General features: G+C 46.2%; 17 protein-coding genes. 10 read left to right on the forward strand and 7 right to left on the reverse strand.

The window, feature by feature from the left end:
• Nucleotides 1-121: 121 nt before the first annotated feature.
• Nucleotides 122-3,412: an alpha/beta hydrolase family protein gene (locus tag AAKU64_RS01205; RefSeq protein WP_354361027.1), complete on the reverse strand. Its 3,291-nt coding sequence runs from the start codon at nt 3,410-3,412 to the stop codon at nt 122-124.
• 402 nt (nt 3,413-3,814) lie between these two features.
• Entirely contained in the window at nt 3,815-4,600 is a 786-nt protein-coding gene (locus AAKU64_RS01210) for a hypothetical protein (RefSeq protein ID WP_354361029.1), read from the reverse strand.
• Nucleotides 4,601-4,995: 395 nt separating this feature from the next.
• Between AAKU64_RS01210 and AAKU64_RS01215 the strand changes: the two genes are divergently transcribed.
• The 8 genes from AAKU64_RS01215 to gloA all read left to right on the forward strand — a co-directional run bounded on the left by AAKU64_RS01215 (nt 4,996) and on the right by gloA (nt 12,234).
• The gene (locus AAKU64_RS01215) at nt 4,996-5,310 is read left to right on the forward strand and encodes a TM2 domain-containing protein (protein WP_322117800.1); all 315 of its coding nucleotides are present in this window, start codon (nt 4,996-4,998) and stop codon (nt 5,308-5,310) included.
• A gap of 115 nt (nt 5,311-5,425) precedes the next feature.
• Entirely contained in the window at nt 5,426-5,929 is a 504-nt protein-coding gene (locus AAKU64_RS01220; RefSeq protein ID WP_354361031.1) for a DUF805 domain-containing protein, read from the forward strand.
• A gap of 206 nt (nt 5,930-6,135) precedes the next feature.
• On the forward strand, nt 6,136-7,101 hold the full coding sequence (gene glyQ, locus AAKU64_RS01225; RefSeq protein ID WP_354361033.1) for a glycine--tRNA ligase subunit alpha: 966 nt from the start codon (nt 6,136-6,138) through the stop codon (nt 7,099-7,101).
• A gap of 76 nt (nt 7,102-7,177) precedes the next feature.
• The gene (gene glyS, locus AAKU64_RS01230) at nt 7,178-9,262 is read left to right on the forward strand and encodes a glycine--tRNA ligase subunit beta (protein ID WP_354361035.1); all 2,085 of its coding nucleotides are present in this window, start codon (nt 7,178-7,180) and stop codon (nt 9,260-9,262) included.
• Nucleotides 9,263-9,330: 68 nt separating this feature from the next.
• A complete protein-coding gene (gene gmhB / locus AAKU64_RS01235) occupies nt 9,331-9,894 on the forward strand; it encodes a D-glycero-beta-D-manno-heptose 1,7-bisphosphate 7-phosphatase (protein ID WP_322117796.1) in 564 nt (187 codons plus the stop codon).
• A 127-nt stretch (nt 9,895-10,021) separates the two neighbouring features.
• Nucleotides 10,022-10,762, forward strand: a complete 741-nt coding sequence (locus AAKU64_RS01240) for a lysophospholipid acyltransferase family protein (RefSeq protein ID WP_354329383.1) — start codon at nt 10,022-10,024, stop codon at nt 10,760-10,762.
• A gap of 129 nt (nt 10,763-10,891) precedes the next feature.
• Nucleotides 10,892-11,725: a M48 family metallopeptidase gene (locus tag AAKU64_RS01245; protein ID WP_503012685.1), complete on the forward strand. Its 834-nt coding sequence runs from the start codon at nt 10,892-10,894 to the stop codon at nt 11,723-11,725.
• Nucleotides 11,726-11,826: 101 nt separating this feature from the next.
• Nucleotides 11,827-12,234 carry a lactoylglutathione lyase gene (gene gloA / locus AAKU64_RS01250; protein WP_323492610.1) on the forward strand — a complete coding sequence of 136 codons (408 nt, stop codon included), beginning with the start codon at nt 11,827-11,829 and terminating at the stop codon, nt 12,232-12,234.
• A gap of 470 nt (nt 12,235-12,704) precedes the next feature.
• Here the strand turns inward: gloA and pgi are convergent, their stop codons facing one another.
• From pgi to AAKU64_RS01275, 5 genes are all read right to left on the reverse strand, one after another.
• The gene (pgi, locus tag AAKU64_RS01255) at nt 12,705-14,351 is read right to left on the reverse strand and encodes a glucose-6-phosphate isomerase (RefSeq protein ID WP_354361039.1); all 1,647 of its coding nucleotides are present in this window, start codon (nt 14,349-14,351) and stop codon (nt 12,705-12,707) included.
• 125 nt (nt 14,352-14,476) lie between these two features.
• Nucleotides 14,477-15,274, reverse strand: coding sequence for a 16S rRNA (adenine(1518)-N(6)/adenine(1519)-N(6))-dimethyltransferase RsmA (rsmA, locus tag AAKU64_RS01260; RefSeq protein ID WP_354361041.1), 798 nt, complete (start codon nt 15,272-15,274; stop codon nt 14,477-14,479).
• A gap of 145 nt (nt 15,275-15,419) precedes the next feature.
• A complete protein-coding gene (gene pdxA, locus AAKU64_RS01265; protein ID WP_354361043.1) occupies nt 15,420-16,448 on the reverse strand; it encodes a 4-hydroxythreonine-4-phosphate dehydrogenase PdxA in 1,029 nt (342 codons plus the stop codon).
• A complete protein-coding gene (locus AAKU64_RS01270; RefSeq protein WP_503012683.1) occupies nt 16,448-17,842 on the reverse strand; it encodes a peptidylprolyl isomerase in 1,395 nt (464 codons plus the stop codon). The genes pdxA and AAKU64_RS01270 overlap by 1 nt, the downstream gene beginning before the upstream one ends.
• A 109-nt stretch (nt 17,843-17,951) precedes the next feature.
• Nucleotides 17,952-20,150 carry an LPS-assembly protein LptD gene (locus AAKU64_RS01275; RefSeq protein ID WP_354361045.1) on the reverse strand — a complete coding sequence of 733 codons (2,199 nt, stop codon included), beginning with the start codon at nt 20,148-20,150 and terminating at the stop codon, nt 17,952-17,954.
• A gap of 328 nt (nt 20,151-20,478) precedes the next feature.
• Between AAKU64_RS01275 and AAKU64_RS01280 the strand changes: the two genes are divergently transcribed.
• Nucleotides 20,479-21,519: an aminoglycoside phosphotransferase family protein gene (locus AAKU64_RS01280; RefSeq protein WP_354361047.1), complete on the forward strand. Its 1,041-nt coding sequence runs from the start codon at nt 20,479-20,481 to the stop codon at nt 21,517-21,519.
• Nucleotides 21,520-21,538: 19 nt separating this feature from the next.
• Nucleotides 21,539-22,285: an N-acetylmuramate alpha-1-phosphate uridylyltransferase MurU gene (murU, locus tag AAKU64_RS01285; RefSeq protein ID WP_354361049.1), complete on the forward strand. Its 747-nt coding sequence runs from the start codon at nt 21,539-21,541 to the stop codon at nt 22,283-22,285.
• Nucleotides 22,286-22,299 lie beyond the last annotated feature (14 nt).

The raw sequence follows: 22,299 nt of genomic DNA on the forward strand, positions 1-22,299 counted from the left end.
AGCTGACATCTTATTGGAAGCGCATACGAATGACACTTCCAATTTGCTTGCAAACTAATAACTACTTTAAACCATCTAGCAATTATTATCAGATTAAGTCTGAGTTAATAAATATAAAACGCTAGTTTAGTGCCGGCTCTTTCTTAGCCGTTTTCGCTTTAGCATCGGCATCGGCTTTTGCCTCCTGCTCTTTTTGCTCCGCCGTTTTAAACAATCCCATCACATCACGCTTACCGCGCTCCAGATAAGGAACCGGTTTATCCATCCATTCTGGACGTGGACTGCCTAGCAAATAATGGTCAAAAAATTCTGCCATGTGAACGGTGTAATGTTTGATGTTGTCGCGTTCTCTTAAGCCATGTTTTTCACCGTTGTAATTGAACCAGTAGGCTTCTTTTCCGAGATGACGTAGTGCGGTAAAAAATTCTATTGCCTGGTAATACGGAACCGCATCGTCCTCGTCATTATGGATGGTCAGGTAAGGCGTCTGAACTTTATCGACTTTAAAGATCGGTGAGTTTTCGATGTACTTTGCCTGATCGCCCCAAGGCGTTCCGCCGATGCGGCTCTGACCGCGTTCATACTGAAAAGCGCGGCTCATCCCTGTGCCCCAGCGAATGCCGCCGTAACCACTGATCATATTCGCCATTGATGCACCAGCCTCGGCCGCGCGGAAGATGTTGGTATGCGTCAGCAAATAATTAATTTGGTAAGCACCCCAGCTGTGGCCTTGTATGCCGACACGTTGCGGATCAACATAGCCTTTGGCAATGACTTGCTGGATGGCTGGCAATACGGTGTTCATCGCACTCTTACCTGGGTAGCCAGTGGTGTAGACAATATCCGGACGTAACACGATATAGCCGTTGCTGACGTAGCGAGTGACATTGATATTCTGGCTAGGTGCTGGCGGGACATGACGGTATAAATTGTCTGTCATGTTTTCATAGATGTAGACCATCATCGGGTATTTTTTCTTGGGGTCAAAATTATCTGGCTTGGTTAGCAAGGCTTTTAATTTTTTGCCGTCGGCGGTGGTGTAACTGATTAACTCTTGCGTACCCCAGTTGTATTGGCTCTGTTGCGGATTAGCGTTGCTGATTTTTTGTGGTAATTGCATTTTTAAATTGCTGGCCCACAGGTCAGGGAATTCTTCAAAACTTTGCTGGGTGAATAAAACAGTATCGGCCAGCTTTGCCTTCAATAAGCCACTGATCATTTTGTTTGCATGGATCAGTTTGACCGGTTCGCCACCTTTGGGATTTTGCTGTACATAGCCGCTGGAGCGATCAGTCTCGTTAGTCGTAGCGAGCACCCAATTTTGGTCGGATGGCAAAAATTTTTGTTCTTTATCTAAGCTGACGTAGCGCAGTTCCAAATGATTTTTACGGCCATAACCAGCAGTCAAATTCGTGCTGACATGAGTGACAGGATTGATCTCCCATAAATCGAACTGGTCGTACACAACAACGCTGGCGTCATGCTCTGTCCAACCTGCAAAGCCGTAGGCAGAACGTGGTTCTGGCGTATCTTGTTTAAGGTCTTCAAAATGGACTTTAAGTTTGCCAGTCAAGTTGGTCTTGCTACCATCAGCGATACTCCAGCTAAACCAGGTGCTGGTCGCCGCATCAAATGCCAGCATATATTTACCAGCAGGTGACAGAGCGGGCTCGAAGCGCAATTTTTTTGCTAAGGATTTACTTTGGCCAGTTTGCAAATCCAATGCATAGGCGTCGTAATACAAAGAATCCCATGACTGCAAAATCTGATAAGGCAAGTCGCTGATGCCAAGCGCAAACTGGGCATTGTCATTGGTAATGACAACTGGCATAGTTTTATTCGCCAGCTGCACAAAACGCTTGTCGGCCAGATGCACGACGGCGCGGTAGCTGCGTTGCTTTTCTTTTTCTGCCTTGACCTTTTGCATCGATTGTAGCTCTGGATCTTTCCAATGCCATAGATCGACTTTCATTGGTTCTGGCGCGTCTTTAGGTTCTATTTTTGGATCTTCTGCAGTGCCGAAAAACAGCCGTGCGCCGTCTTTGCTGAAAGCGACCTCACCAAATTCACTAGGTGACCAGGCGATTGGCATGCCTGGAGTTGCGCCATTGGCTAATAAGCTGGCGGCTTGATCTTTGACATGCCAGTAGAACAGCGAGAAGGCGGTCGGGTCGGGGTCCTTGGCTTTATCGGATTCTTTATTTTTTTCTTTTTGCGTAGTATTTTCAGTGAGTTTTTCAATGAGTTTTTCACTCGATTTTTCATTTCGCTGGGCAAGCAATTGATCACGGTTGCTGACAAAGGCGAGTTGCGTGCCTACGTCGTCAAACCTCAACTGCTTGTAGCTTCCGGCACCTGTTAATAGACTTTGCGTGCTGCTATCGGCGGTGCTGAATAAATACACACCTTCTTTGGAAGCGTCTTTAGATTTTTCTGCTTCTTTTATTTTGTCGGTGCTGCTGGCGATTGTTGAGTCGGTTTTTTGATTAGTTTTTTCAGCTGTTTTTTCGCCTATTTTTTCATTGGTTTTTTCTGTCACTTTCTCTGCTGATTTTTCTATCACTTTTTCTGTCAGCTTATCGCTAGTTTTTTCAGCTGTTTTTGCTGCGTCTTTTACTGACACGCTATAGGCTAGTAAGCCACCATTTTTTGCCCAGACAAACTCTGCTACGTCTTTGTAGCTAATGTGCTTTCCGCTGGTCAAATCCCATAGCTGCAGCTCGCTGCCTGCCTCTTTCTTTTTACCACCGGCAGCACTACCACCAGCCATTTGCTGATCGGATATGCCATCTTGAGTATCGTCCGGCTTTGCGGGATTGGATTCTTTTTCAGATTCTTTCTTGCTGTCTTTTTTCTCGTCCTTCGGCGCCTCAAGCAAGACTGCCAGCCAATTGCCGCCCTCTTCCGGGAAACCAAAACGTTTAACACGGTCCAGCGTCTCGACTTTGCCCGTCTTTAGATCCATTACGCCAAAACCGGATTTCGGTAGATCCTCCCCTTTCTTCTTTTCTTTTTTGGCCTTGTCGATTTCTGCACGAGTGGGTTGGATGGCAAATGCAACATAGTGAGCGTCTGCGCTAAACATAGGTGCAATACCACGCGGGTGACGCCATTCGCGTCCACTGGCAAGATGACGGATGACCAGCTCGCCATCACCTTCTTGCGCGACCAATGCATACGCTGCCCACTGCCCGTCCCGGCTAAGCTTATCGCCCTGAATGCTGCGCCAATTGGCATAGACATCGTGAGTGATCATTTTTTTGTTGTTCGCTGCGGTATTGCTTGCAGTCATAGTTTGACTGGTTTGACTAGCTGGATTGGCTGAAGTAGCGGTCTGCGCCAGGCCGAGTTGATTGGTCAGACTAAAAAACAGAATGGCGGCGGAAGGTAGGAGCGATTGTCTGGAGAACACAGGATGTGCTCTCTTTAGATGAAATAACAGAATTGAGATGAAGAAACATTGTCACAGAAATGCGCAAAAATTACTGCACAGTTGAAAATATTTGCGTCATTTTAGATACGGAAATAAGCGGAGGGCGTGAACAGGGCAAATGCAGGGAATGAATCAAGGCGAACTTCAGATTAAGACAAAGAAGCAGTCTCGCCTCAAATAACATATCAAATGGGGAAATCCGCAGCAAAAAATAGATAAAATTCAATATACTCCCCCCATTTTTTATTAAAATTGGCTTATAGACCAATTAACCTATGGACAATTAAATATACAGGATAGGAGTATATATTTATCTATGCTGCGAGATCGTAGAATAGATAACAGAATAAAGGCGGTTGCAAAAGTAACGCTTGTCCAGCATCAGGACTGCAATTGCAGCGTTTTAATGCTGCGCATTTCACCCTTCTCGCCTGCACCTGCACCGCTACTTTTGGTCTCTTTGCGTATCATTACCAGACGGTCACCGACTAAACCGTAGATCTGATCGTTGTCATTGCTGGTTTCAAAACTGATCACAACAAAAGCACGTCCGGATGCGGTTTCATGCATGCGACTGGCCAGCGGTGTGCCGTCGGCAGCAATCCAGATATCCAAGTTACCTTCATACTTCTTAATGTACTTGCGCTCCTTCTCGGTCATCTTGTCGATGGTCATTTCAAAACTCAACAGACGTGCGGGCTTACCGTTGTAGGTGTCCGCTTTTTCATTTTTGAATACCGCCTTCTCGACTGCACGAGACAAACTGTTGGCGGCATAAATGAGCGGACGCAACTCGCTGGAATTAATATCGTTGAGCGCAGAGAGCGTTGGGGTTTTGGCCTTTGGATCTTTTTCACGGGCGCGTTCTTCGGTTTCCAGTCGACTCAACAAGTCCCTGCTGTAATACACCTGCAAGCCACGCGGCCCCTCTTCTATCTGCACACTGGCGATACCACTGCGTTCATCTGCGTCTTTACCATCCCCCTGACGACTCCAGGTCTTGGCTTCCAAATTTGCCTTCACCGGTGTCGCGCCTTGCAACCTGACCAAAGCAGTCTTTAAATCACTTAAGCCGTCGGCATAAGCAAATTGCGATCCGATTGACAGGGCACTGATCAAAGCAACTGAATAGATACGGGACAACATCGTCGATCGAGTGGAATACATTTTTACCTCGGATAAAAATTGGGGTTGAATAAGATGCGACAAAATCGACATGCTAAAAATAACTTCTGTCAGTGTGGCAATAGCGACAATAGTTCCGTCCAACGATCTGCAGTCTGATTGCCCTATCCGGCGGGAAGCGGGAAGCGATTTCTTAACTCTATCTATGCACGAGCTTAGGGTATCAATCCAACAGTTTCTACAAGTTTTTGACATTTTTGTTTTGTCGTTTCAATAAAACAAGTACTCTCATGAAATTATCAGTGTTAATAGATTTATTGGTAATTTTTTGCTGCATAGTGTTACAGGATGGTCCCGGGTAGTACCCTATTTAAAACAAGTGCTGGTAATCGATATTCACTGTCATCACGCACTACCAACACGACAAGGAGAAAAAAATGAGTATGGTATTTTGCCGCGGCTGCGGAAAAGAAATCCATGTAACTGCTGTCACATGTCCACATTGCGGTGCGCCACAGGGTACTTTGCAACAGCAAACCCAATCAGAGAAAAGAATACTTCCAGCTGCGCTGTTTTGCTTCTTTTTAGGCATGTTTGGCGTACATCGATTTTATGTTGGAAAAATCGGAACAGGTATTTTGCAATTGCTCACACTCGGTGGCCTAGGGATTTGGGCGCTGATTGATTTTATTATGATTGTGGTCGGTAGTTTTACGGACAAACAAGGTAATAGAATTAATCTCTGGACATAAATTTTAGAGAACAAAACGCTTGGCGGTTTCAACTACTAAATACGTTCTCAAAAAATAAGATTTTTAAAAATACAAGACATAAGACTACGCAATACAACTTTATAGAGGGTACAAAATGAGTATGGTATTTTGTCGCGGCTGCGGTAAAGAAATTCACGAAACCGCCCCAACCTGTCCGCATTGCGGCGCGTCACAGACAGTATCGTCAACATCATCAGCGCTGCCAGTGGAGTCGGAAGATATTTCACAAGCCTTCGACTGGTATGTGCTGGTGTTAAAAAAATATATTCAGTTTAATGGTCGTTCACGTCGTAAAGAATTTTGGTTTTTTACTCTGTTCACCATCCTAATCAGCATAGGATTATCGATCGTTGATCGCGTTACCGGGACATCACACTTTGGGGCCGATTCTGGACTGCTTAGCAGCTTATATTCATTGGCGACTCTAATCCCTGGACTGGCAGTTTCGGTAAGAAGGCTGCACGATACTGACCGTAGCGCATGGTGGCTATTGATCGGCCTGGTGCCGGTAGTGGGCGTCATCGTACTGATCGTATTTTGGGCAACTGATAGCCAGCGTTCAGAAAATCAATTCGGTGCTTGTCCAAAAGAGATGTAAGGCTTTAAGATTGTTCATGTAGCAAATAAAAAGAGGCAGCGCCAACCGGTGACTGCCTCTTGTTTTTTTGGGCACGTGACGCCGATTTCAGCAAGTATCTGAGCTGCCAGTGCTGCAAGCAAATTCGCCTATCTAGGGCAAAACCCGCTAAAATCCAAGGTTTAGCAAACTTCAGTCTGCGCCATTCATCAAAGCGGAACATCATAATGCTTACATTTCAACAAATCATCCTCAAACTGCAAGAATACTGGGCTGCGCAAGGTTGCGCCTTGTTGCAACCTTATGACATGGAAGTCGGTGCAGGTACTTCACACACGGGCACGTTTTTAAGAGCGATTGGACCAGAACCTTGGCGCGCCGCCTATGTGCAACCGTCACGCCGCCCTAAGGATGGTCGCTATGGTGAAAATCCTAACCGCTTACAGCATTACTACCAATATCAGGTGGTACTAAAACCAGCGCCAGAAAATATTTTGGATCTCTACCTTGGTTCTTTAAAAGCGCTCGGTCTGGATTTGCAGCAAAACGATGTACGCTTTGTAGAAGATGATTGGGAAAATCCAACTTTAGGTGCGTGGGGTTTGGGTTGGGAGGTCTGGTTGAACGGAATGGAAGTTACCCAGTTCACTTATTTCCAGCAAGTTGGCGGGATTGATTGCAAACCGATTCTGGGCGAAATCACTTACGGCATTGAGCGCCTGGCGATGTATTTGCAAGGCGTAGAAAACGTGTACGACCTGGTGTGGACTGAGCGCGAAGAAAACGGCAAAACAGTGCGCTTGTCCTATGGCGATGTATTCAACCAAAACGAAGTCGAGCAATCGACATTTAACTTTGAGTACTCGAATACCGATTTTTTGTTCTCGCTGTTTAACAGCTACGAGGCTGAGGCGGCAAAATTGCTGGCAGTAGAAGAAAAATCACTCGCTTTACCAGCTTATGAAATGATCTTAAAAGCTGGCCATACGTTTAATTTGCTAGATGCTCGGGGTGCGATCTCGGTGACGGAACGTGCTGCCTATATTGGTCGTATCCGCAACTTATCACGCAAGGTCGCGGCGGCTTATTTGGCTTCGCGGGCGGCATTGGGCTTCCCGATTTGTGCTCCAGATTGCCAGCATAAAAAAGCCGCTTTAGAGACTGCCTCAAATGCGGAACTGAAAGCCGCTTAAATTTAGTGACATCTTAGCGATCACAAAAACGACAATACATCTGCTCGCAAGCGATCTCCATTCTGGAATAAAAGAAATGAACCAAACATTATTAGTAGAACTGCTCACGGAAGAATTACCACCCAAAGCACTCGCCAAGCTGGGCGAAGCATTTGCTGCGGGTATCGTCAACGGCTTAAAGTCACGCGATTTTTTAGAGAGCGATTCTGTCACAACAAGTTATGCGTCACCGCGCCGGCTGGCCGTGAGTATTACCAATGTGCGTCTGACCTCGTCGGACAAAATACTCCGTGAAAAAATCTTGCCGGTTTCTGTGGCATTAGACGCGGCAGGCAATGCCACCGCACCGCTGGCGAAGAAGTTAGCGGCACTGGGATTCCCAGATTTGCAAATCAGCCAGTTAGAACGTGCGGTCGATGGTAAGGCTGAGAGTTTTTTCTATAACTACACGGCGGCAGGTTCTGCACTGACCGGTAGCTTGCAAACGACGGTCGAAGAATCGATTAATAAGTTACCGATTCCCAAAGTCATGAGCTATCAACGTCACGATGGGACGACAGTCCATTTTGTGCGTCCGGTACATCGCATCATCGCCCTGCATGGTGCTGACGTGGTACCGCTGGCACTGCTAGGACTGACCAGTGACCGCATCACTTTAGGACATCGCTTTTTGACTAGCGGCCAAATCAATATCGCACACGCAAATGACTACGCTGCGGATCTGCTGAATCAGGGTAAAGTCATTGCCAATGTCACTGAACGTAAAGAAAAAATCCGCACTGCCTTGCTCGCAAAAGCGGGGGACGATCAGGTTTTGATGCCAGAATCATTGCTAGATGAAGTCACAGCATTGGTCGAGTGGCCAGTTGTATATGAGTGCAAATTTGAGGATGAATTCTTAGCGGTACCGCAAGAATGTCTGATACTGACAATGCAGACGAATCAAAAATATTTTGCACTGACCGATGCCGCAGGCAAATTGCGCTCACGCTTTTTGATCGTATCTAATCTGGAAACAGCGACGCCAGAACATATCATTCAAGGTAACGAACGTGTGGTCCGCCCTCGCCTGTCTGACGCCAAATTTTTCTTTGAGCAAGATAAGAAAAAAACTCTGGAGGCGCGCCTGCCTATGCTGGCAAATGTGGTGTACCACAACAAATTAGGTAGCCAGGCTGAACGTATGCAGCGCGTGAAATCACTCGCTGGAAAAATCGCACAAAGTCTGGGCTACGATGTTACGTTGGCAGAGCGCGGTGCGATGCTGGCAAAGGCTGATTTATTGACCGATATGGTAGGCGAGTTCCCAGAACTGCAAGGCATTATGGGTACGTATTACGCCTTACATGATGATGAAAATCCAGAGGTTGCTGCTGCCGCATCCGAACATTATCAACCACGTTTTGCGGGTGACTCCTTGCCTGCTACCGCGACAGGCACCGCGGTTGCGCTCGCCGATAAATTAGAAACGCTGGTCGGCATTTGGGGCATAGGTTTGCAACCAACGGGGGACCGTGATCCGTTTGCGCTGCGTCGCCATGCTTTGGGTGTATTGCGCATGTTGGTAGAAAAACGTCTGCCACTCTCACTCAACAAATTACTTGCTGATGCGCTGACACAATTTACTGGCAACGCCAACTTTAAAGATCCTAGTGCTGATGTTTTGAACTTTATGTATGACCGCTTACGTGGCCAATTGCGTGACAAAGGCTTCGCGCAAAACGAGGTCGAAGCAGTGGTTGCACAAAATCCCGATACCTTAGATAACATTCTGGAACGCCTGCAAGCTGTACAAGCGTTCGCCGCTTTACCAGAATCAACATCCCTAGCTGCCGCTAACAAACGCATTACTAATATTCTGAAAAAAGCTGAAGGTACTCCAGGCGTTGTACAAACTGGATTATTGCAAGAAGCTGCCGAGCATGCTCTGTATGCTGCAATGAATAAGGTAAAGCCAGAAGTTGATACTGCTTTCGGCAAAGGTGATTTTGCGGGTGCACTGAAAACCTTGGCAGCATTGCGTACTGAAGTGGATAACTTTTTTAACGATGTGATGGTCAATGCCGATGATCTGGCTTTACGTAATAATCGTCTGGCCTTACTCAGCGAGTTGCATGGTATGTTAAATCAGGTTGCGGATATTTCTAAACTCGCATCCTAATAGAAACAGAAGCCGTAAGAACCGATAAGAAACCGTATCACTCAAAAGGAGAAATCATGGAGAAAACGATGAAGCTCATCATCCTTGATCGTGATGGCGTAATCAATCAGGACTCAGACGCGTTCATCAAATCTCCTGATGAGTGGAAGGCGATACCGGGTTCATTGCAAGCGATTGCTAAACTGAATCAGGCTGGTTATTTAGTCGTCGTTGCTACCAATCAGTCTGGTATTGGACGTAAGCTGTTTGATATGGCGACGCTGAATGCGATTCACCAAAAAATGCATTCAGCAGCACAGCAAGTCGGTGCTGAAATTGATGCCGTGTTTTTTTGCCCGCATGTCTCTGAAGATAATTGTGATTGTCGCAAACCCAAACCAGGCATGCTGCAAGAAATCGCCAGTCGTTATGATGTCAGCTTAAAGGGCATCCATTGTGTGGGCGATTCGCTGCGTGATCTGCAGGCAGGATTTGTATGCGGCTGCTTGCCGCATCTGGTACTGACAGGCAAAGGTAAAAAGACCTTTGAAAAAGGTGGGCTACCGCCGGGGACACAGATTTATCCTGACCTCGCCTCGATGGTGGATATTCTCTTAAAAACCGTACCTGCTGAATTTTTTGTGGCGGTGTGACGTACTCTGACAACGTAGCAAACAAACACAAAACCTCATCGCTTTTTAAATTTGCTAGAATTTTCTGTAATTTATTGTGACCTTATTAGCTGTGACCTTATTAGCTGTGATCTTATTAGGATGTGCAATGCTTCGTTTTAATTATTTTTTACGCTCGGTTTTATTTTTTAGCCTGATGGCTGTTGCGACAGTGATCTGGTCTATGGCTTGCTTGCTGTTTGCACCACTACCATATAACAAGCGCTACTACTGGACGGCGCGCTGGAACGTTTTTGTGATCTGGCTAGCGAAAGTAATTTGCGGCATCCGCTACCAAATCAAAGGGATGGAAAACCTGCCAGATGCACCGGTTATATTACTGTCCAAACACCAATCGGCATGGGAAACCATTTTCTATTTGACCTGCATGCCAAGACCTTTAGTCTTCGTATTTAAGAAAGAAATTACCTACATCCCTTTCTTCGGTTGGGGCATTTCTTTGATGCGCATGATCCCGATTGATCGTAGCAAAGGTAAGGATGCATTCGCCCAAGTCGTGGTACATGGCCGTCGCCGGCTCGCTGATGGACAATGGGTTATTATGTTCCCGGAAGGCACGCGTATTCCGGTAGGGCAAAAAGGTAATTACAAAATGGGCGGTACTCGCCTGGCGACAGAAACCAATACTCCTGTTGTACCGATCGCGATGAATTCCGGTGAATGCTGGGCTAAAAATTCTTTCATCAAAATGCCAGGTCTGATCACGGTATCAATCGGCAAACCAATACCACCTGATGGTTTGAGTGCGGCTGAAATGATGCAAAAAGTAGAGGCTTGGATAGAAGGCGAAATGCGTGTGATCTCACCGCATATATACAAAAAGGATTGATCAGAGCGACTCTTGATCAATCAGGAACAAGAGAGTTTTTTGAAATCACGTTTCTCATTATTGACCAAGCCTTTGCAGTTTTTACTGCAACTGGATTTGTTTTCAGATAGCCGGACTGACGACGGCGGGATGTTCCAATCGCCCCGCCGTAAAATGCAAGATCCTGCGCCGAAAAAAGTAACGCCGTCCAGTCTTCCGGTACCACCAAAGACATCATCGACGCCGCCAGAAAAATCTCCGAATAAACGTCAGATCCGCCTGCAAGAGCAATGGCTGGAATATAGTCTGCTGCGCTCCAAGCGACGTACCATTGGCTTTTTAATCAATGACGATGGACTGAGAATCACTGCGCCACGCTGGGTAACAATTGGTGATATTGAGCAGGCTATTCACGAGAAGCAGCGCTGGATCGTCGCTAAAATTACCGAGCGCCGTGAACGGGCTACGCATCAGGTTCAACCTAAAATGGTATGGGCAGATGGTGCTCAATTACCTTATCTGGGCAAGCAACTGACTTTGCGAATTCTTGCCACCCAATCGCTGGGCATTCATTTAGACAGCGATAGTAACGAACTGAGAATTTGTCTGCCTGCGGACTCGGGGGAGCAACAACTCAAAGACCGGGTACAGGCTTGGTTGCAGCAAGAAGCCCGCCGGGTATTTTTAGAGCGCTTGCCTGTCTATGCGGAAAAATTGGATGTTAGTTATCATTCAATGGCACTGTCTGCTGCGACTACGCGCTGGGGTTCTTGTACCTCGCAAGGCAAAATTCGCCTGAACTGGCGGCTGATTCATTTCTCTCTGACGGTGATTGACTATGTGATTGCGCATGAACTCTCGCATTTGCGAGAGATGAATCACAGCCCCCGCTTTTGGGCAACAGTACAATCAGTGTTCCCAGAATTTGAACATGCCAAGCATGCGTTAAAACAGCATGCAGCACACGACCTCCCCGTATTTTAAGGGGAGTATCTATCGTTTTTAGAAGATTGTCCAATCATTCTATGGACAATCTGTGCTTCAATTATCATACTCATATCCAGTATATTTAAAGGAATTTTATTATGCGTCTATTACACACCATGTTACGCGTCGGTAATTTACAAAGCTCGATTGATTTTTATACTGAAGTGTTGGGTATGAAATTGCTCAGAACATCGGATAATCCCGAGTACAAATATACCCTCGCCTTTGTCGGCTATGGCAATAACCCTGATCACGCAGAACTAGAGTTGACCTACAACTATGGCGTCGAAAAATACGATTTGGGTAGCGCGTATGGACATATCGCGATTGCAGTGCCAGATGCGTACAAGGCGTGTGATGCAGTAAAAGCCAGAGGCGGCAACGTAACGCGTGAAGCAGGCCCAGTGAAAGGCGGCAAGACCGTTATCGCTTTTGTACAAGATCCTGATGGCTACAAAATAGAATTGATAGAGCGGAAAACTGCCGAACAAGCGACCAGTCTGTAAGACTCTTTGGCAGTTAAAAACGAAGGGAATTGTGGTCTGGACGAACCAGATCAAATCAAATGAAGGTTTAAATAAAAAAGCTGTCTGTGATCTGTTTAGATTAGAGACAGCTTTTTTTATTGTGGCTGATCAGATTGCTCTGCAATCTTGTTCATTACTTTAATCAAGCCGATCACACCAACAATGAGGGCGAAGGTGAGAACACTGATAATTCCTGTCAACATGATAGATCCGCCAATTGTGTAGTGTTGTGATTTATATCTCTGCAAGTCAATTAATTTATTGCCTTAAATCAATTATATTCAGTTTGCTTCAACCCGACGGTCAATTTGTGTCAACTTTTGTTAAAGCTTATCTCCATTACATGATCCGAAATAAAACCTTTGATTTGTCTCGGTACAGCTAGGAGCTGCAACGCAGTTAGGACAGTTTTTGCGTAGTCCTATCAAAATTAAAACCGTTGATTTGCCTTATACATGCCCATGCCGACGGAAATAAGCGATTAAACCCGTGGTCGAAGTGTCCAGTTGAACGTCATAAGCCTGATCACCTTTGATCGCTGGCAATAAGCGATTGGCAAGCTGCTTACCCAACTCAACGCCCCACTGATCGAAAGAGTTAATACCCCAGATCACGCCTTGGACAAACACCTTATGCTCATACAAAGCGAGCAACATGCCGAGCTGATAAGGATCAAGGCTAGGGATGAGAATACTCGTGGATGGCTGATTGCCTGCAAATACTTTATGCGGCAATAGCGCAGCGATCTTGCTCTCACTCAAACCTGCGGCAGACAATTCTATGCGTGCTTGTTCTTCAGTTTTGCCGAAAGCCAAAGCAGCACTTTGCGCCAGGCAGTTGGCTAATAATGGCGCCTGATGCCCTGGCAAAGGATAATCACTGGAAGCAGCCACCACGAAATCACATGGAATCAACCAGCCGCCCTGATGCAAAAGCTGGAAAAAAGCATGTTGGCCATTGACGCCAATTTCGCCCCACACAATCGGATTGGCTCGACAAGTCAAAGGCTCGCCGTCACGTCCTACCGTTTTGCCATTCGATTCCATTTCTAATTGCTGCAAGAAGGCTGGCAAGTGACGCAAGGACTCGTTATAAGGCAAGATTGCGGTCGTTTCAGCACCAAGAAAATTAGTGTTCCACACGGAGATCAACGCCAGCAAAACCGGCAAATTATGCTCTAGCGGCGCTTTACAAAAATGCTTGTCCATCGCCTCGGCACCATCTAGCAAGCGCTCAAAGCCATTCATCCCGATTGCGAGTGCAACGGATAAACCTACCGCCGACCACAAAGAATATCGCCCGCCGACCCAGTCCCAAATTTGTAAAATATTGGCATCAGGAATACCAAACTCATGCGCTTTATCGGGGCTGGAAGTGACGGCAATAAAATGCTTGGCGACCGCCCATTCCTCCATCGCCGCGGCCATCAGCCAGGTACGTGCCGTGTTGGCGTTAATACTGGTCTCTTGCGTGGTAAACGTCTTGGAGGCGACAATAAACAAGGTCGTACGCGGATCTAAGGTCTCCAACAAAGGCGCGAGATGGGCGCTGTCTAAATTAGAAACATAATAAAAACTCAGGCTAGGATGCTGCATTGCCGACAATGCGCGCGTCGCCAATTTAGGGCCGAGATCAGAACCACCAATCCCGATATTCACCACATTTTGAATCGCATCACCTTTAAAGCCGCGCCATAATCCGCTGCGCACCCGTTCGACGATATCGCGCATTTGTTTACGCACAGCGCGTACCAAAGGCATCACGTCGGCTTCTGGATTTGGGAACGGTGTAAAAGCCGAGTGCCGCAAAGCAGTATGAAGTACAGCGCGGTCTTCGCTGATGTTAATTTTCTCACCCGAAAACATGCGGTCACGCCAGTCTTCTACCTTCGATAATCTGGCTAAGGCAACTAGACTTTGCAATGTTTCGGCATCTATCCTTTGCTTGGAATAATCTACCAGCAAGCCATCCAGCTCTTGAGAAAAATGTTGAAAACGTTGTGGGTCAGCAGCAAACAAATCGCGCAAATGCACGTGTTCTAAACGGGTTTGATGCCCTAGCAAGGTTTGCCATTCTGGCGTAGTAGTAATGTTCATATTTGCAATCGGAGAAAAATCGATAGAGATAAGAAAAATCAGTATCCAGGCAAACGGTATTGCTAGGCTAAAGCAACTAAGCTTATTTACAGGGCTGGTTTTGCGTAAGCCCTATTTATTACAAATCAATCTGCAGGTACATCGGGCTTCAGTTCTGCGAGTAACCTAGCAAGACCGACATACTGTTCGAGCGGAATCGTTTCTGGTCGCATTTGCGGATTGATACCAACATCAATCAATTGCTGCTCAGTAAACATTCCGGCGACACAATTACGTACCACTTTACGGCGCTGTGAGAACGCCTTAGTCACTACTTGTTCCAATTTATGAATATCGCATTCCAGACGTTCCGCCTTCGGGATCATACGGACAATCGCAGACTCTACTTTAGGTGGTGGATCAAACGCTGTCGGCGGTACGATAAACAATAAATCCATGTGATAGCGCCATTGCAGCATGACGGACAGGCGACCATATGCTTTGCCACCGGGCTCTGCAACCATACGTTCCACAACCTCTTTTTGCAGCATAAAATGCTGATCTTCAACCAGATGTGCAATCTCGGCCAGATGAAATAATAAAGGGCTAGAAATGTTGTAAGGCAGGTTACCAACGACACGGAGCTTTTTATCCGGCGGCACTGGGATCGTCGAAAAATCAAACCGCAAAGCATCGCCCTCATGGACGATCAATTTAGCAGGATCAAAATTCTTTTTCAGACGCGCTACCAAATCACGATCCAGCTCAACTACATGCAGTTGACTTAATCCTTCTAACAAGAGTTTAGTCATAGCAGCCAAACCTGGGCCGATTTCAACCATAGTTTGATCAGGCTGAGGATTGATGGCACTGGTGATGTGACTGAGCACCAATTGATCAGTCAAAAAGTTTTGGCCGAAGCGTTTACGAGGTATGTGTTTCATGATTTTTGGGTATTCTGAATGTCACGATTGTAGAACATGTGTGACAAGTAAGATAGAAGCTGTGATCGTAAGCAATCATCAATGACTGCCAGCGAAATGCTTTCGTTGTCTGAGTTTTTTATTTACGCTTAATACTTCTGGCAAGCTAGTGCTGAGATTGCGCCTTCACCATACCAGCTGCAACTCGTATCGCTACCAGCATACTGCCGACATCTGCTTTACCTACGCCTTGCGCAGCTAAATCAAGCGCAGTGCCATGGTCTACTGAGGTTCGTATCAGCGGCAAACCTAAAGTGATATTTACCCCTAAACCAAAACTAGCGTGCTTTAGTACAGGCAAACCTTGATCGTGGTACATCGCCAGCACGCAATCAGCTTCTTGCAAATATTTTTGCTGGAATAGCGTGTCTGCTGGATATGGACCGCGCACATCCATCCCTAAACCTTGTGCATGCAAAATCACAGGAGTGATGATGTCAATCTCTTCACGCCCAAGATAACCGTTTTCACCGGCGTGGGGATTTAAGCCAGTAACGAAAATACGCGGTTGTTGTAAACCAAATTTAACTTGTAAGTCTTGATGAATAATCTGCAGCGTTTTAAGTAAATGATCAAAAGTAATCGCGGCAGGCACATCTTTTAATGCAAGATGCGTGGTCGCCAAAGCGACTCGCAAAGCTTGTGGTAAATGATCGGATGCTTCACATGCCAACATCATGACAACTTGCGCAGTATTTGTTTTTTCAGCGAAGTATTCGGTGTGTCCGCTAAAAGCAACACCGGCATCATTGATCGTACTTTTTTGTAGGGGTGCTGTAACGATCGCATCGCACCAGGCTTGCTGCACGCTTTCTATAGCAACATCCAGCGTATGCAATACCGAACGGCCATTACGAGGATCTAATTGTCCAGCTATTACATGAGCTGCTAGAGGACAATCAATTACGGTAATTTGATTTACGCCGCAGGCTGGCAAACCGGTGTAACGAAGAGCCTCTAATGACACGCCCATCAACTGCATAGCAGGATCAATTTCTCCTGCCAGCATGGATAAATAAGCAGCGTCACCAATCAGGACAGGACGAATTTCTGACCGTAATTGCCATGCTGCCAGTAGAGAAACTTCTGGGCCAATGCCCGCCGGTTCACCTACTGTGATGGCAATTTTTGTCATTAATTATCGTCCAGACGGAACTCAACATAAGCGCGGTCACGTAACTGACGCAGCCAGTCTTGCAAAGCCTCGTCCGACTTGCGCTCACGCACGGCCTGGCGAGCAAGCAAACGTTGACGCTCTTTAGAAACGTCGTCTGATTTGCGCTCAGTTACCTGAATCAGATGCAAACCGAATTGTGTTTCGACTGGCTCACTCACCTCGCCAATCGCCAATTTATTCATCGCTTGTTCAAATTCAGGCACGGTATCACCGGGATAAATCCAACCCAGATCACCACCTTTAGCAGCAGAGCCATCGTTAGAGAAGGACTTTGCTAATTCTTCAAATGTAGCCGCCTTATTATCCAGACGTTGTTTTAATTCAACCAATTTACGACGTGCTTCCGCCGTTGTCACGATTTGACTTGGCTTGATCAAAATATGACGTACATGCGTCTGTTGAACGACAGTGCTATCCGCTTTACTCTTGCCGACATCACGTTTGCCCGTCAACTTTAAGATATGGAAGCCGTTAGAGCTGCGAATAATTTCAGTAACTTCGCCTACCTTGATCTTATTGATTGAATCCAAAAATAATTGCGGCAAACGATCTTGCTCACGCCAACCAATGTCACCGCCTTTGATACCTTCGCTGGCGTCAGAATAAGTGACCGCCAGTTTGGCAAAATCTTCGCCTGCTTTTATTTTTTTCAAGACTTCTTCTGCACGGGCTTTGCGTTGCGCAATTTGCTCCGCAGATGCATTCTCTGGAATGACTACTAAAATGTGCGACAGATTCAATTCTTGCGCGACCTTACCTGGTGCAGCCTCTTGCGCGATATAGTTATCCACCTCAGATTCTGAGACCTGAATCTTGCTATCAACTTCGCGGTCACGAATACGCTGCATCATGATGTCGTCGCGAACTTCTTCGCGGAAACGTACATAAGGCGTGCCTTCGCGCTCAACCTGATTACGAAACTCTTGCAGAGACATTTTGTTTTGCTCTGCAAGACGTTGCATAGAGCGATCCAGCATGATGTCATCGACACGCATACCGTTTTCTTTGGCCAGTTGTAGTTGAGCGCGATCAACAATCATCCGCTCTAGTAATTGCTTTTGCAGATCAGCTCTGCTTGGCAAGGCTGTACCTTGCGCTGTGAGCCGCTTCTCTACTGCCTTCAAACGATCATTTAATTCTTGGCTGGTAATGACATCGTCATTCACCACCACCACAATTTTATTTACCAACTGCCCTTTTTCATTGGGATTGGCATTAGCAGCAGAGCTAGCGGGACGCATTGGTACGATGGGAGCCATACCGGAGCCCGCTTTAGCCTGTGCCCACACTGGAGAAACTGCTAATAACGAAGCTGAAATAGCCAACATCGAAAAGAGATTACGTTGATTCATGTGCAAGTTGTGTCGCATAGTGATCCAAATTCATATTAAAAATGGCAAGAAGAGACTAACAATCTCCATCGTTACCATGGCTAACTTTTAGCAAAAGCTGAAATATACGCTAGTTTATCGGCTGATAACCCGAAATATTCTTTTTTAAAGCATCCAACGGGTTCGATCCTATTTTAGACAGACCGTTCAATTCCAGTTGTATAAAAAAGGAGGTGTTACTTGTTATTGATGAGGTAGCGAATCGCTGCGCGACCATTCTGAATGACCAGCAATTACAAGGATCCTTATACTCAAATCCAGCAAGACCATCTACCAGTTTTTTGTCTTGAAGAGAATAGTTACTTCTGGCAACGACAAACCAACGCTTGTTAATTGGCAATTGGGTAGACAAATCTACCTGTTCCAAGGTGTCTCTTTGGTAGCGATATTCAGCATTAAATACTGTTTGTGGCGCAGGTTGCCAACGGACGCCGTAATTAGATGTCACCGCACGCCGATCTGACTGACTTACCTGCAAAGTAGCATCTGCACTAAGTTTGTCAGAAAATTTACCGGAACCACTTAGCAATAAATCAGAACGGCTTTGAGTTGTCGTAGTGTTATCTAAGGTAACTTTTTGTGTATTGAAGTAGAAGCGTTGCCCTACCGCTAGTTTAAAACGCTCCTCACCATTAGTTTCGATATAGCGAGAAATCAATGCAGCGGTAATTTGATTGGAGTCGCCTATCCTGTCGGAACCGGTGAATCGGTTTTCGCTAAAAATCTGAGCGAAATTGAAATCGGCAAGGCCGCTGTCAAAATTAGGGAACTGACTTTGATCGCGATAAGGTGTATTGACGTAAAAAACCCGCGGCTCTAATGTCTGCGTCACTGCCCTGCCAAACAATGTTGATGGGCGCTCAAAGATAAGCCCGCTATCTAAAGAAAAAGTTGGCACAGAACGATGAAAATCGCTTTCCTGTGTCGGATCGACATTAGTCAGATGATAGCTTGCGACATTAAGAGAAACTTTAGGAATAATAAAGTAACCCGGCTGAACAATCGGATAAGAGATCTGAGGATTAAAAACCGCACGATCGCCACGAACTAAAGTGGGATGCCAGAATCGGGTAAGTTGCGTGTCTACGGACCAGTCAAAGCCATAGACATCATGACGCTCTGAGTGCAAATCCAATTGCGGCAAGCGGTCATAAGGACGGCCAATCGGCGCATTAATATCTTGCAGCACCTGATAATTCGATGCTCTTAAAGTGGCTGTTCCCAGCCAGCCGGAGTAAGTCAAACTGGTGTCACGCAATAACAATCGTTCGGCTGTTTTAGTGATTGAGCTAGCAAAATCACTAGGATAATTATCATCCGACGCGGCATTCACGTTCCATGCAAAGTCTAATTGTGGCAAGAGCTTTTGCTGGTGTATGGAAGAAATAGCGTAGCGGGTTGTATTAGTTTGCCTGTCATCTGGCAGCACCTCAATATTAGTGATGCCGGAGTAACCATCACCCATATATCTAGCTTCGGCACCCAATTGCACGCCACGTCTGGTAATAATTTTAGGATATAGGGTTAAATCGCGATTCGGTGCAATATTGACATAATACGGCACCGAAAACTCTGGACCGCCTCTAGACGAACCACCCCAGATGGGCGGTAAAAATCCTGAATGGCGGGCACCTGAAAGGGGGAAAGTCAACGAAGGTGTCGCCAGAATCGGAACACCTTTAAAGTAGACGATCGTTTTACCCGCGACACCTCGATCTAACTCCGTATCTAAATACAGAGAGTCTGATTTTAAAAACCAGTCGGGATCATCACTGACGCAGGTCGTGTAAGTGCCATTAACAATAGTGGATTGTTCGTCACTTTCAAAATCAATACGCTCGCCTTTGCCATGAGCATTGTTTCTAACGAGCTGATAAATCGGATTAACAATAAACCCAATACCCGTGTCCATCTGCAAGCGCATTGAATCGCCGAAATAACTATCACCCGCACGCAACATACGGATGTCGCCACTCGCCTTTATTTCATCCTCAAGATTAGTATAAGTTGCCTTATCCGCATTAACCTTAGTGTCACCTTTGGTGACTTCAACATCATTGTCAAAGTTGACGTAGCGCTCGGGGCGGCCAGATATGGTCTCCGCACGGATCACTGTTGGCTGTTCTTTATCGCCTTTAATGACTACTTCTGATGGCTTGGCAGCACTGGCAGGTGTGGCTGAACTAACTGGATTGAATGGTGCTACTTGAGCAAAAATCTGCGCTGGGAATAATGCAGAAATGAGAATCGCCAAGATAGTGGGAAACAAAGGCTGCGGATGAGATAATACGGGTTTCCGGCGCATGTAGTGTAATTTCAGTAGTTGGCGTTTTAGGCGTTTTATTCGGTATTAAGCTGTTGCAATTAGCTGCTATAGCTATTGGTTCAGATGTCATTTGAAAAGCCTATTTCTTAGCTTTTTTGACACCCCACCAGAAATCAAGCGCCTATTATAGGGGAAATATCTCCCAAAATTGCCTGCAAAACTACTCTGTGTTGCGTCTCATGGCTGATGTGTGAGCCGATCGCCAGATAAGTATTAAGTAATTCACAAGTAATCCATCCAAAATTAACTCGCTACCCAAGAGAATTGATCTATGTCCCAACCCGTTTCGTCCAACTCAGTTACAGAAGATCTGCGCATGTCCGCTATTCATACCTGGCTTACAAGTATTGTTAGTCCAAGTTTAAAAGTGGCGAGCTTGCGCGCGGCCTCGGCAGATGCCAGTTTTCGTCGTTATTTCCGTATTGACGGTGAGGATGGTAAAACTTATATCGTGATGGATGCGCCACAACCAGCAGAAGATGTACGTCCATTCATCAAGATTGCAGAATTATTTACAAAAATAAATTTATCTGTACCGGATATTCTTGCGCAAGATGTTGAACAAGGTTTTTTGCTGTTGACTGATTTAGGTACGACAACCTATTTCAATGCGCTGAATAACGATACCGCTCACAAACTTTATCTGGATGCGATCGATAGTTTGATTCTGATGCAAGCACAAAGCCAGGCGGATATATTGCCAGAATACGACAGAGAATTTTTACTGCGCGAACTGATGATCTTCCCCGAATGGTATATCGGCAAACATCTGGGCTTAACATTAACTGCAGAGCAAAGTACCAGCCTGAATAATGTATTCGAAGCATTGCTCGCCAATATTGTGGCGCAGCCACAAGTGTATGTACACCGCGATTACCATTCTCGCAACTTAATGGTGCTGGATAAAAGCAATCCCGGCATTCTGGATTTTCAGGGCGCCTTGTATGGTCCATTAACTTACGATTTGGTCTCTTTGTTGCGCGACGCTTATGTGCAATGGGATGAAGAAATGGTAATCGACTGGGCCATCCGTTATTGGGAAAAAGCCCGTGCTGCCGGACTGCCCGTTAGTCCTGACGTCGATAGCTTCTATCGTGATTTTGAATTTATGGGCTTGCAACGGCATTTAAAGATTCTCGGTATTTTTGCCCGTCTTGCTCATCGCGACGGCAAAAACGCCTATCTGCAAGATATGCCACTGGTGATGACATATGTGCGCAAGACTGCGCAGCGTTACAACATCTTGATTCCCTTATTGCGCTTGTTGGACGTACTGGAAGATACGGCACCGCAAATCGGCTACACGTTTTAATCAGATTGAACGCCCCCCAATGAAAGCCATGTTATTAGCAGCAGGTCGCGGCGAGCGTATGCGACCACTCACGGATACTTGCCCAAAGCCTTTACTGAAAGTGCGCGGTCGTCCACTGATCGTCTGGCATATTTTGAATCTGGTTAAAGCCGGCATCACCGATATCGTCATTAACCATGCGCATCTTGGTCAGATGATCGTTGATGCGCTGGGTGATGGCAGCAAATTTGGGGCGCATATCCGTTATTCGGCAGAAGCAACTGCGCTGGAAACCGCGGGCGGGATTGCAAGAGCCCTGCCCTTGTTGACCGAGAACGGGGATGAACCGTTTATCGTCATATCGTCCGATATTTATATCCCTCATTTCAATTTTGAAGAATGTAAAAATACGCTGGAAGACAATGATATGTGGGGTAATCCGCATCCGTTAGATAAACGCGATTTAGCTTGGTTATATATGGTAAAAAATCCGTCCTTCCATCCCGATGGTGATTTTGCGATGAACTTGATGGGCTTGGTCAACGACAGTGCAGATGGATCGCCGCGCATGACCTTCGGCAATATCGGTGTGTACCGCCCAGAAATTTTTGCTGATATAGAACCAGGCAGTTACGCCAAACTCGGTCCCTTACTGCGCGAGATTGCTAATCGTGGTCAGCTCGGTGGTGAGCTGTATCGTGGCGACTGGCACAATGTCGGTACGCCAGAGCAACTAGCCCAGCTAAATGAGCCCTTCACTACAGCTAACACAGTAAAAAAATCATAAGGATATCCGTATGA

The sequence above is a fragment of the Undibacterium sp. GrIS 1.8 genome (genome assembly GCF_040544445.1).
Classification (GTDB): Bacteria; Pseudomonadota; Gammaproteobacteria; order Burkholderiales; family Burkholderiaceae_D; genus Undibacterium.

What these genes read in the sequence shown, in the direction of transcription:
- AAKU64_RS01210 (WP_354361029.1), bottom strand. Translation starts at nt 4,600, where the DNA reads ATGTATTCCACTCGATCGACGATGTTGTCCCGTATCTATTCAGTTGCT.
- AAKU64_RS01215 (WP_322117800.1), top strand. Translation starts at nt 4,996, where the DNA reads ATGAGTATGGTATTTTGCCGCGGCTGCGGAAAAGAAATCCATGTAACT.
- AAKU64_RS01220 (WP_354361031.1), top strand. Translation starts at nt 5,426, where the DNA reads ATGAGTATGGTATTTTGTCGCGGCTGCGGTAAAGAAATTCACGAAACC.
- glyQ (WP_354361033.1), top strand. Translation starts at nt 6,136, where the DNA reads ATGCTTACATTTCAACAAATCATCCTCAAACTGCAAGAATACTGGGCT.
- glyS (WP_354361035.1), top strand. Translation starts at nt 7,178, where the DNA reads ATGAACCAAACATTATTAGTAGAACTGCTCACGGAAGAATTACCACCC.
- gmhB (WP_322117796.1), top strand. Translation starts at nt 9,331, where the DNA reads ATGAAGCTCATCATCCTTGATCGTGATGGCGTAATCAATCAGGACTCA.
- AAKU64_RS01240 (WP_354329383.1), top strand. Translation starts at nt 10,022, where the DNA reads ATGCTTCGTTTTAATTATTTTTTACGCTCGGTTTTATTTTTTAGCCTG.
- AAKU64_RS01245 (WP_503012685.1), top strand. Translation starts at nt 10,892, where the DNA reads ATGTTCCAATCGCCCCGCCGTAAAATGCAAGATCCTGCGCCGAAAAAA.
- gloA (WP_323492610.1), top strand. Translation starts at nt 11,827, where the DNA reads ATGCGTCTATTACACACCATGTTACGCGTCGGTAATTTACAAAGCTCG.
- pgi (WP_354361039.1), bottom strand. Translation starts at nt 14,351, where the DNA reads ATGAACATTACTACTACGCCAGAATGGCAAACCTTGCTAGGGCATCAA.
- rsmA (WP_354361041.1), bottom strand. Translation starts at nt 15,274, where the DNA reads ATGAAACACATACCTCGTAAACGCTTCGGCCAAAACTTTTTGACTGAT.
- pdxA (WP_354361043.1), bottom strand. Translation starts at nt 16,448, where the DNA reads ATGACAAAAATTGCCATCACAGTAGGTGAACCGGCGGGCATTGGCCCA.
- AAKU64_RS01270 (WP_503012683.1), bottom strand. Translation starts at nt 17,842, where the DNA reads ATGAATCAACGTAATCTCTTTTCGATGTTGGCTATTTCAGCTTCGTTA.
- AAKU64_RS01280 (WP_354361047.1), top strand. Translation starts at nt 20,479, where the DNA reads ATGTCCCAACCCGTTTCGTCCAACTCAGTTACAGAAGATCTGCGCATG.
- murU (WP_354361049.1), top strand. Translation starts at nt 21,539, where the DNA reads ATGAAAGCCATGTTATTAGCAGCAGGTCGCGGCGAGCGTATGCGACCA.